The sequence below is a fragment of the Fontisphaera persica genome (assembly GCF_024832785.1).
GTDB lineage: Bacteria > Verrucomicrobiota > Verrucomicrobiia > Limisphaerales > Fontisphaeraceae > Fontisphaera > Fontisphaera persica.
Window position 1 is genome coordinate 3422542 of record NZ_CP116615.1, and the last position, 11560, is coordinate 3434101.

Below are 11560 nucleotides of genomic sequence, written 5' to 3' on the forward strand. Positions count from 1 at the left end.
GCGCGGCTAATTAGTCATCAGGGGCAGTTTGATGCGCACACAGCCGCCCGGGGATTCGCTTTCCACGGGCACTTCCAGCCGTCCGCGATGGCCTTCAATGACCCGGCGGCACACCGTCAGCCCCAACCCCAGCCCCGCGGTGCGGGTGGTGAAGAAAGGCTCGTGCAAGCGGGCCAGCGCCTCTGGCGCAAAGCCGGCCCCATTATCGCGGACTTCGATGCTGACGTAAGGTCCCTCCGTGGCCGATTCCAGCCGCGCGCGAATCCACACCTCCGGGCTTTGGGGATTGGCCTGCAAGGCATTCAGCAGCACTTCCGCCAGGGCATCGCGCAAGGCCGACCGATCGCCTTGCACAAACACCGGCTTGGAAAGCGGCTCCAGGTGGATTTGCCGCGCCCGGATGCCGCAATGCTGCTGCGCCTGAAGGCTGGCTTCCTGGAGCAGGGACTCCAGCGGGATGGACTCGCCCTGCTCCGGGCGCTCGCGGGTCATGAGTTTCATTTGGGCCACCAGGCGGACAATGCGGCGCACACCGTCCGCCAGGGCCTGGTCGAGCGAGGCGCGGAATTCCGGCTGGTCATATTTCTCGGCCAGCAACTGTTGATGGATGGAGAGCGGCACCAGGGCGTTGCCGATTTCGTGCGACAGCCGCGCGGAGACTTCGCGCAGCAGTTGCAGCCGCTCATTTTCGCGCTCCAGGCGCTGGACCTGTTCGGTTTCCGTCAGGTCATCCACCAACAACAGCACGGCGCTGGGCTGGGACTGTTCTTCCTTGTAGAAGGGGGTGATGCTCACGCTGTACACCGCTCCGGGGCGCTCCGGCGGATGGTAGCGGAAGGGCGCCACGCCCGAGCCGGTCTTGAGGGCGAGAAACACCTTGCTGCCAAGCATCTGGGGCAATTCGCTGAATTCAAATTCGCCCGGGCGGGAAGTGCCGCGCTGGAACAGGGTGCGGGCCTTTTTATTGGCCTGCAAGACGGTGAGGTCGCGCGCCACCACCACGCAGGCGCTGTTGAGCTGCTGCAAAATCTCGCTGACAATCGCATGATTGGCCGCCAGTTGCTCGTGCAACCAGATGTTGCGAATGGTCAGGCCCAGTTCGCCCAGCAGGTGGTAAATCAATTCCAGCTCGTCGTTGGAGAGGCTTTCTCCGGTCAGGTGCCCGTCAAACACCGCCACGCCCACCAGCGCATCGCGGTCCATCATCGGCACGGCGACCTGGGCGCCCAGGACCTCCAGTTCCTTGAGGATTTCGGGGTCCTGCAGGGCTTCGCCGGATTCCTTGCGCAGGATGCGCCCGGTTTTGGCAATGAATCCCCCGGTGCCGCTGGCCAGGGAAAGTTGGAAATGGTCGAGCAACCCCGTCGGCAAGCCCACCGCGCCAGCGCAGCGGAGGGCTTCGCGCTCCGTGGCCGCCACATTTTGCCCAAAGACCACCGGCGGCGCGCGCAGGAAGACGGCGGCGCGGTTGATGCCGAGGTTTTCCCGCAAAAATTGGAGGAACTGCCGCATCAGGGCTTCGGCACAGAGGGAATGGGTCAGAACGGCGGAAAAATCACGCAGCAACTGCCACGCCCGCACCTGCACCGTATCGAGGGTGGGCGGCGGCGCGGCAGGCGGGGGAGCCGCCGGCCGGGGCATGACGGCGGCGGCGGGCGCGGGGGCGGGACGCGGTGGGTGGGGCGCGTTTTCCTGGAGCACCCGGTCCAGCACGGCGTTCAAGAGCCGCGCCCGCACGGGCTTGACGAGCACATGGGACACCCCGTGCAGATAGGCCTCTTCCTCAAAGGCCCAGGGCTGCTGGCTGCAATAAACGATGACCGGCACCTGCGGGAATTGCTGGCGCAGTTTTTCGATTTGCCACAACCCCTGGACTTCGGCCACGTCGGCGTCCACCAGGCACACTTCGGCCAGTCCGTGGCTGAGCAAGGGGGCAGCCTCGGCCAAATCTGTTCGATGCACCACCCGGTAACGGGTGGCCTCCACAGCCGCCTCCACGGCTTGGGCCAGGCTGGGGAGCTGGCCCACCACTAATAATGTTTTCATCATTTCACCCCCGCCTGCTTTACAGTTAATGTGTGTGCACGAAATCCCACATGCTTTGGTTATCCAACTAAAAACCATCCGGGGCGGCGTGGCAATCAGGAAAACTTCGTTTTTGCATCAGTTTATTTTTCCGCCAGGCGAATCCGGTACATGTCATAGCCCACCTCCCGGCAGGCCCGGATGGTTTCCGGATAAGGGGTATCGGCAATATCCACAAAACCAATCTGGTAATTTTCTCCATCAAAGCGGCCGGTGGTGGCCTGGTCGCGGTATTGGAACCAGTGGGTGCCCACGATTTGGGGATTGCGCAGGGCGCCGCGCACATATTCGGCGTATTGCCGGGCGCGGTCCGCCTGGCTGGCGGTGGGCTTCAAACCGGTATGGAACATGCCGCGGTCCAGCGCGCCAAAGTGAAACTCCCCAATGATTGTGGGCCGGTCCACATTCTGGGGCAGGCGGTGGTTGGCCACGCTGTAATCGTAACGGTTGTAGCTCACCACATCGCAATATTTGGCCGCCGCCAGCGCCGCCGCCTCATTGACCCACGCAAAGCGGCAGCCCAAATACAACTGGTGGGGCGCGACTTCCCTCAGGGCGTCGCGGATGACCCGGAAATACGTCTCGGCAAAGCGCGTGTAAAAGGCCCGCAAATCGGCTCCCGCCGCCTTTACATTCGGGCGGTTGGTGCTCAGGCGCAGATGCTCCCAGGAGGTGTACTGGGCTTCCCAGGCGGCATTCAATTTTTCAATCGTCCCGTACTTCGCCTGCAAGTCCTCGAGGAAGGCGCGCTTGGCGGCCTGTTCCGGCGGGGATTGCAACGCCGCCACGGCCAGCGAGGTGTCATCGCCCCAGTTCAGCTCATTGTGCACAAAAAAGCCAATGCACCAGGGGTCCCCTGCCGCGCGTCCGCGCTGGCGTTCGGCGGCCGTCCGAATGCCCTGGGCGAATTCCGGGTCAAACACGTCCGGGAATTTGCCCCAGTAACCGGAGGAGCCTTCGAGCAGTTTGGAGCGGAAGCTCAGGTTGGCCGTGTACGGGGTGCGGCGCATTTCATAAATGGCGGCGTCCGACCAGTTGGCGATGGTGTTCATGCCCCAACTGCGCAGGCGCCGATGGCTGATGTCCGCGTGGACCTGGGGCCAGTTTTCGCCGTACTTCAACAACAAATTGGCTTGCGCGAAGTCATAGGTGCGAAAGCGGGGTTTGTCCTTGTAGTACCCGTGCGGCGCGCTGCCGCCCCAGCCATAAAACCGGCCGGCAGGGCTGTCCGGCGGAGGCAACTGGCGGAAGTAGTGCTCGCGGTCAGTAATGGGGGTGCTGGAGGAGGGAGTCACGCAATCCATGCCATGGGACCAGAACAAACGGCCTTCGGGGTCCACCAGCCACCATTTGCCCTGGTATTTTTCCACGCGGAAAAAGCCCGTGGCCTTGAGCTGGGGCCCGCCGGTATAGCCGCCGTAAGCATTGCGCTGCGGGGGGCCGGGCATTTTTTCCAGCTCGGCCGCCTCGGCTTTGGCCCGCGCGGCAAAATCGGCCACGGATTGAATCTTGCCGGGCCAGTCCGCGTGAATGAACTGGCCAAACTCGTCAATGAAAGGGATGAACTTTTTGGCGTCCAGCACCGTGACGCCGCCGGCGGCGCGGAGGGTGGAGACTTCAAAACGGTGCGGGGTTTTGGGGTTGGCCACAAAGAGGAGGATTTGCGTGACGTTGGCGGGGTTGAGGCGTTCCTCCTGTCCGGGGGCGCCGCGCATGCCGATGAGTTCGAGCGGTTCGGACAGCCGCCACGGCGTGGCGCTGAGCGCCACGGTCAAGACGCCGGCGGCCCCTGGCTCCAGCCGCAAGGAGCCGTTGGCGCAGTTCTTCCGTCCATCCGCCCCGGGGTTGTCCACCCGGCAGTTGACGGTGACGGCGTTGGTACCCGTGTTTTTGAGGGATACCTCCACGGTGCGATACCGGCTTAAATCCCAGCGTTCTTGCGGGGCTTTGAGGGTGATGCCGGGATAGGGATGCTGGGTGCCGGTCACCACAGCCAGCGCGCGCCCCGGCTGAGGCGTCATTTGGGCATCGGTGGCGGTGATGAGCGACGCATTAAAGGGACGGGCAAAGTCCCATAACGTCAACGGCGGCGGGGCCGGCACGGCGGCCGGGTGGGCGAGGTGGAGGGCGCCGAGCAATACAGCGGCGCAACCCAGGGCATAGCGGCTTGACGTGGTCATGCCCCCGATGATAAGCCGCGCCCGGCGGCTGGCCAGTGAAAAGCAGAGGCGGCGCGGGGCCGGCCGGTTGAAGCTGGCGGCGGCGGGTGGGGGCCGTCAATTTTCCGCCGATTAAACTTTACAGGGGGTTGGGGATATGGTTATTTTGTCACTTTATTGAAGTTAACGAAGCTGGAATAGAAACTTGAGAAGCAGACCGCGAGCGCGGTCGGAAGCCGATATGGACAAGAGCAAGACCATTGAGAAATTTAAGCTGCACGACAAAGATACCGGGTCGGCGGATGTGCAAATTGCGCTGTTGACCGAGCGCATTAATCAGTTGACGGAGCATTTGCAGAAGCACAAGAAGGATCACAGCTCGCGCCGCGGGTTGTTGATGATGGTGGGACAGCGCCGGCGGTTGCTGGACTATCTCCACCAGACCGATGCCGCCCGGTATCAGGCAGTGACCAAGAAGCTGAAGCTGCGCCGGTAAGCGCCGGTGCCGGTCCGGGCTGGCGTGTGCCTGCCCGGTTCCGGTGCAACACCAGTTTTTTGGGGGGGCGGGCCGTTTTGCAACGTGACCAAAACGGCCCGTTTCCAGAAACAAACGAACGTCACGAGACATAGAAAGAAGCAACCGCCAGCCGAGGCATTTCCTTCAGCAGCCACTCCCCTGCCGGAGTGATGGATGTTGAACGAAGTACCCCGGCCCTGGCGGTTGAAGTTACAACATGGCAGAGAAAGTAACCGCCCAAGTGGGCAACCGTCCGATTCACATCGAAACTGGCAAACTGGCCAAACAGGCCGACGGCGCCGTAACTGTTCAACTGGGAGAAACCATCGTCATCGTGGCGGCCGTGGCCGCCACCAAGGCCAAGGAAGGCCAGGATTTCTTCCCCCTCACCGTGGATTACCGCGAGAAAGCGGCCGCCGCCGGCCGTTTTCCCGGGGGCTATTTCAAACGTGAAGGCCGCCCCACGGAGAAGGAAATCCTCACCAGCCGGTTGACGGACCGGCCCATCCGGCCCCTGTTCCCCAAGGGTTGGTTCAATGAAGTCCAGGTGCAGAGCATCCTGCTCAGCGCCGATGGCGAAAATGACCCGGACATTCTGAGTGTCATTGGCGCTTCGGCGGCCCTGATGGTCAGCGACATCCCCTGGGACGGCCCGTTGGGCGCCGTGCGCGTTGGCCGCGTGAACGGCCAGTGGATTGCCAACCCCACCCATCAGGAGCGCGACCAGAGCGATTTGGACATGGTTTATGTGGGCAGCGAGACCGAGCTGGTCATGTTTGAAGGCTCGGCCAAGGAAATCAGCGAGGCCGATTTCATGGCCGCCCTGAAGTTTGGCCACGAAGCCATTCAGCCGCTCATCGCCGCCCAGAAGGAGCTGACGGCCCGCGCCGGCAAGCCCAAGCGCTCCATCACGGTGCAGGTGGTGCCCGAGGAAATCCTCCAGGCGGCCAAACAATTGGCGGGCGATAAAATCGTGCCCGCGCTGCTGACCCCCGGCAAACTCGCCCGGGAAGCCGCCGTCAAAGCGGTGCAGGATGAAGTGGGCGCGAAACTCGTGGAGCAATTTGGCGCGGAGAAGGTCACGGAATTTGTCATCAACGACGCTTTCTACTACATCCAGAAGGAAGCGGTGCGCGGTCTCATCTTGAATGAGAAGAAGCGGCTGGACGGCCGGCCGTTTGACCAGATTCGCCCCATTTCGTGCGAGGTGGGACTGCTGCCCCGCGCCCATGGCTCGGCTCTGTTTTGCCGGGGCGAGACCCAGGCGGTGACCCTGGCCACGCTGGGGACCAGCGAAGACGCCCAGGAATTCGACGCCTACGCCGGCGGCGATACCACCAAGCGCTTCCTCCTGCACTACAACTTCCCCAATTTCAGCGTGGGCGAAACCGGGCGCATCAGCGGACCGGGCCGGCGGGAGATTGGGCACGGGGCGCTGGCGGAGCGGAGCATCGAGCCGCTGTTGCCGCTGGAGAACTATCCGTACGCCATCCGCGTCACCAGCGAAATCATGGAATCCAACGGCTCCACCAGCATGGCCACGGTGTGCGGCGCCAGCCTGGCGTTGATGGATGCGGGCGTGCCATTGCAACGTCCCGTGGCGGGCATCAGCATCGGCCTGTGCACGGAGATGGACGCCCAGGGCGCCATCCGCCGCTACGAGCTGCTGACCGACATCATCGGGTGGGAGGACGCCTTTTGCGACATGGATTGCAAGATTGCGGGCACGGTCAACGGCATCACCGGCTTCCAGTTGGACCTCAAACTCAAAGGCCTGCCGCATCAGCTCATGGCCGAGGCCCTCGAGCGCGCCAAGGCCGGGCGGCTGTACATCCTGGGCGAAATGAGCAAGGTGCTCGCCGCGCCACGGCCGGAGCTGAGCAAGTACGCGCCGCGCATCGAGACGTTGAAGATTAATCCGGAGAAAATCGGCGCGCTGATTGGCCCCGGCGGCAAGAACATCAAGCGCATCGTCGAGGAGTCCGGCTGCGAAATCAACATCGAGGACGACGGCACGGTCAACATCTACTCCACCAGCGCCGAGGGCATGAAGATTGCCCGCGAGGCCATCATGGGCATGACGGCCGAGGCGGAGGTGGGCAAGATTTACCGGGGCAAGGTGGTCACCATCAAGGATTTTGGCTGCTTTGTCGAATTCCTGCCCGGCAAAGACGGCCTCTGCCACATCAGCGAGCTGGCCAATTTCCGCGTCAAGCAGACCGAGGACATCGTCAAGCTGGGCGACGAAATCATGGTCAAGTGCCTGGGCGTGGACGAAAAAGGCCGCGTGCGCCTTTCGCGCAAGGCCGCCATGGCCGAGCGCGACCGCATGATGGCCGAAGGCCAGGAAGGCGCTCCCGCTCCCGATGACGCCGCAGCCGCCACCGAAGCGGCTGAAGAACAATCCGAGTACACGGATGCCCAGCCGCAGGATGCGGAACGCCGGGAACGTCCGGAGCGCCGTGAGCGCCAGGCCCCGCGAGGCGGGGGTGGACGTCCCCCGCGCGGCGGCGGTGGCGGCGGCGGGCGCGGCCGCCATGGCGGTGGCCGCGGGCATCACCGGCGTGACGATTAAACACCGTCCGGAAGCCTGATTTCAGCAGCAGCCCTCCCCTGGCCTGGTATTGGGGAGGGCTGTTTTTTTCCACGCGGCCACGGCAACACCAACCGCATGGCGGGCTGGCTCACCGTGGCCCTGCCACAGGCGCATGAGAAAACACACCGGGGAAAAACATAAACTGCCCCGGCTCGCCTGGCCCCCTCAATTCCGCGCTTGGCACGCGCCCCCGCTTTGCTTAGCGTGAGCCGCACATGAACTGGCGACTGGCATGGTGCTTGAGTTTTGGGTTGCTGGCAGGCGGGTTGGGGCTGCATGCCGCCGAGGCCCATCCCACCAACCCCGCCCCGCAAATCCTCATTGAAGCTCAAAGCCCGGACGGCGAGTTTTTCTTTGATCCCGCCAAAAATCTGGCCATGGCCGATGGAGGCATCATTGTGCGGTATGGCACGGCCATTGTCACCGCCCGCCGTGCGCACATTTTTGAAGCGCGCGGGCTCATTCTCGCCGATGGTGCGGTGCGGGTGGAGTCGGAGGGCCAGACATGGACCGGGGAAAGCATCACCTATGACTATCTCAACAAGCGGGTGTATGCGAATGACTTCCGCACCAAGCACGGCCCCTATCTGGCGGCGGGGGATTTGGTCATCACGGACCACTCCAACCAGGTCTTTCAAACCCAGGGCGCTTACCTTACCACCGATGATTACGCCGAGCCGGCCTATCGCATCAAGGCCCGCAAGTTAACCATCGTCCCCGGCCAGCGCATCGAGGCCCGCGGAGCCACCTTGTACGTGGGCAAAGTGCCCATCCTGTACCTTCCCCGCTACGAACGCAACCTGACGCGGCATCCCAATTATTTCAGTTTCGTACCCGGATACCGCAGCCGTTACGGCGCGTACCTGCTGGGCAGCTACAACTGGATTCTGAATGACCGGCTGGACGGCGCCCTCCACCTCGATTACCGCACGCGCCGCGGCTGGGGCGGCGGCCCGGATGTCAATCTTCACCTCGGACCGTGGGGGGAGGGCGAATTCAAATACTACTACGCGTACGATGAAGACGTACTGGCCAATGGGTACAATTTGCCGCTGAATCCGGACCGGCATCGGTTGTGGTATTTGCACCGGGCGGAATTCACCAATGACCTGACGGCCCGGCTGGCCTTGCGGTATCAGTCCGACGGCCTGTTTTTGCATGACTTTTTCGAGCGCGACTACCAGAGCAACGTCCAGCCCAGCTCCTTTTTCGAGGTCAACAAACTCTGGCGCAACTGGAGCCTGGATGTGCTGGCCCAACCGCAACTGGTCAATGCCTTTGAAACGGTGGAGCGCCTGCCCGAGCTGCGGCTTACCGGCCTGCGGCAGCGTCTGGGCGAGTCCCCTTTCTATTATGAAAGCGACAGCTCCTTTGGCTGGTATCGCCGCCAGTTTGCCGACCCCGTCAACCTGGATTACGATGCCTGGCGAGGCGATACCTATCACCAGCTCGTGCTGCCGCTGACTTACTTTGGCTGGCTGCAGGTCACTCCGCGCGTGGGCGGGCGGGCCACGCATTACAGCGCCGCCGGCGGTCCGGGCGGTGTGACCCGCGAGCATGGCCGGCTGGTATTCAACACGGGCGTGGAGTTTTCCACCCGCGCCCACCGTCTCTGGCCCGGCCTGCGCAACCGCCTGCTCGACTTGAACGGGCTGCGGCACATCATTGAGCCGAGCCTCAATTATGCCTTTGTGCCCACCCCCAGCCGGCGGGTGCCGTTGCTGCCCCAGTTTGATTATGAGTTAGGCTCGTATCGCCTGCTGCCGCTTGACTTTCCCGACTACCACGCCATTGACTCCATTGACAGCCAGAACGTCCTTCGCCTGGGCGTGCGCAACCGGTTGCAAACCAAGCGCCATGGCGGCATCGAGAACTTCTTTTATTGGGCCGTCTTCACCGACTGGCGGCTGGACCCGCGCGCCGGGCAAAGCCGCTTCAGCGAGGTCTATTCCGAGGTGGAATTCCTGCCCCGCTCCTGGATTGTTCTCAGCCAGGAATTGCGCGTGGACCCCAACGCCGGAAACCTCCGCGAACTAACCCACCGGCTTACCCTTCTGCCGGGCGACCGCTGGACCGTCACCCTCGGCAACCGTTACCTGCGGTTTGACCCGGCCTATCCGCAGTACCTTGAGCAAAACCTGTACTTTTCCAGCATCTTTTACCGGCTCAGTGAAAACTGGGCCTTCCGCGCCACCCACCACTTTGAGGGCCGCGACGGGCGCATGGAGGAGCAAACTTATACGGTCTATCGGGACATGCGGAGTTGGACGATGGCGCTGGCCTTGCGCTGGCGTGATGAACGCCTCCGCGGCGACGATTTCACCATCGCTTTCACCCTCTCCCTCAAGGCGTTCCCCCGTTATAAAGTCGGCCAGGACGCTGACCGGCCTGCATATTTGTTGAGCGGTTATTAAGGTTGGGCCGCTCAAAATCAAGCCAAGGGGCACTCAGGCGGTCATCAAGGGGTCCTTAACGCGCCAAAAAGCAGGCCGCTGACCGTTGCAAAAACGATGACCATGACCACATAGGCCACCGTTTTCCGCGTCCCCAGAATCTGGCGCAATACCAGCATGCTGGGCAGCGACAACGCGGGTCCAGCCAACAGCAGCGCCAGCGCCGGGCCTTGCCCCATCCCTGATCCCAACAAACCCTGCAGGATGGGGACCTCGGTCAGGGTCGCAAAATACATGAAAGCTCCCACCACGGCCGCGGCAGCATTGGCCCATAGAGAATTGCCGCCCACCGCCTGTTGTACCCAGGCCGAGGGAATCAGCCCTTCGTGCCCCGGCCGCCCCAGGAGAACGCCCGCCGCAAACACCCCTGCCAGCAACAAGGGAAAAATCTGTTTGGCCAGCGCCCAGGTGGCATCCAGCCAGGCGCGGCCTTCGCCCGGATGCCGCCAACACAAGATTGCCAGGCCGGCGCTGCCCGCAGCAAAAGCCACGGCGGGCGAGGCGGGAAAAGACCAGGCCAGGATGGCGACTCCTGCCGCCGTGATGGCCAAACTCCGCCACGCGAAGCCAAACCACAGCCCCAAAACCACGCCCAACCCCGCGGCACTGAGCGCAGTTAAAGCCCATTTCCATTCATGCACCGCCGCCACCCATCCAGTTGTTTCTGCCGGCTTGCTCCAATTGGCAAAGATTAGCACCGCAGCCATGAGCGAAAAAAAACCGGCATTTTGCGCCAGGGACCGCCTTGCCTCCGGACGCGGCAGGCGTGCGGATGCCCGGGCGCGGGCGCGTTCCTCGCGGCGGAATAACAGATGCATGCCCAAACCAATCACCACGCTGAACCACACCGCCCCCACCGCCCGGCCCACGCCAAGGGACCAGCCCAAAACCCGCGCCGTTAAAATGACCGCCAGGATGTTGATGGCCGGCCCGGAATACAAAAACGCAATGGCTGGCCCCAGCCCGGCTCCGCGCTGCCAGATGCCGCCAAAAAGCGGCAGCACGGTGCAGGAGCATACGGCCAAAATGCTGCCGGAAACCGAGGCCACGCCATAAGCCAGGGGCTTGGGCGCCGCCGGCCCCAGATACCGCATCACCGCCGCCTGATTGACAAAGACACTGATGCCGCCCGCGATGAACAGGGCCGGAATGAGACACAGGAGCACGTGCTCCCGAGCATACCACCCGGTCATGGCCAGGCCCTCCTGCCAGGCCCGCTCCACCCGCGGCTCCTCCACCGGCAGAAAATACAAAAGCAGAAATGCCGCCAAAAACGCGGCGAGGATTTTCATCTCCTTGCCGCGTACTTCGCCGGCTGACTCAACCTGCAATTTAATGGAAGACATATTATTAGTTAATTAGCAAAATAGCATAATATAGGATAAAAAATTATTTCCGCCCCTCTTGCACGGCCGCTAAGCATTGGAAAAAGTTCATCACGCAAGGCGTCACCAGCCGGTAAAAGACCTGCGTCCCCCGTTTTTCATCCTCCACAATGCCCGCATGTTTCAATAAAGAAAGATGACGGGAAACGGTGGGCATCTCGCTGCCGACCAGTTTGGCCAGCTCGCACACACAGCGCTCGCCTTTGGACAATTCCGTGACCATGAGCAGGCGCCCGGGATGCGCCAGGGCCTTGAAGACGAGGGCTTGTCGCTTAAAATCCGCCGGTTTGGGCGTATTGTTCATTACATGACAAACTTAGCTAATTGGCTAATAATGTCAAGTCTTGACCCCAAGTTTCTCCTTT

Annotated in this window: 7 protein-coding genes; 3 read left to right on the forward strand and 4 right to left on the reverse strand. The window is 62.5% G+C overall.

Annotated features, from left to right (window positions below; genetic code table 11):
• Window positions 1-6: 6 nt before the first annotated feature.
• Window positions 7-2046, reverse strand: coding sequence for an ATP-binding protein (locus tag NXS98_RS12820; protein ID WP_283845405.1), 2040 nt, complete (start codon window positions 2044-2046; stop codon window positions 7-9).
• 122 nt (window positions 2047-2168) lie between these two features.
• A complete protein-coding gene (locus NXS98_RS12825; RefSeq protein WP_283845406.1) occupies window positions 2169-4265 on the reverse strand; it encodes a beta-galactosidase in 2097 nt (698 codons plus the stop codon).
• 220 nt (window positions 4266-4485) lie between these two features.
• Here NXS98_RS12825 and rpsO point away from each other — a divergent pair, with 220 nt between their 5' ends.
• The 3 genes from rpsO (at window position 4486) to NXS98_RS12840 (ending at window position 9771) form a co-directional block, all read left to right on the forward strand.
• Window positions 4486-4740 (forward strand): 30S ribosomal protein S15, encoded by a 255-nt coding sequence (gene rpsO, locus NXS98_RS12830; protein ID WP_283848174.1) that lies wholly within the window; start codon window positions 4486-4488, stop codon window positions 4738-4740.
• A gap of 238 nt (window positions 4741-4978) precedes the next feature.
• Window positions 4979-7336, forward strand: a complete 2358-nt coding sequence (gene pnp, locus NXS98_RS12835) for a polyribonucleotide nucleotidyltransferase (protein WP_283845407.1) — start codon at window positions 4979-4981, stop codon at window positions 7334-7336.
• Between the two features lie 236 nt (window positions 7337-7572).
• On the forward strand, window positions 7573-9771 hold the full coding sequence (locus tag NXS98_RS12840) for an LPS-assembly protein LptD (RefSeq protein WP_283845408.1): 2199 nt from the start codon (window positions 7573-7575) through the stop codon (window positions 9769-9771).
• Window positions 9772-9815: 44 nt separating this feature from the next.
• On the opposite strand, the gene NXS98_RS12845 is transcribed toward NXS98_RS12840, so the two are convergent.
• Window positions 9816-11156 (reverse strand): permease, encoded by a 1341-nt coding sequence (locus tag NXS98_RS12845; RefSeq protein ID WP_425499909.1) that lies wholly within the window; start codon window positions 11154-11156, stop codon window positions 9816-9818.
• Between the two features lie 43 nt (window positions 11157-11199).
• Window positions 11200-11499 (reverse strand): ArsR/SmtB family transcription factor, encoded by a 300-nt coding sequence (locus NXS98_RS12850; RefSeq protein ID WP_283845409.1) that lies wholly within the window; start codon window positions 11497-11499, stop codon window positions 11200-11202.
• Between the last annotated feature and the right edge of the window lie 61 nt (window positions 11500-11560).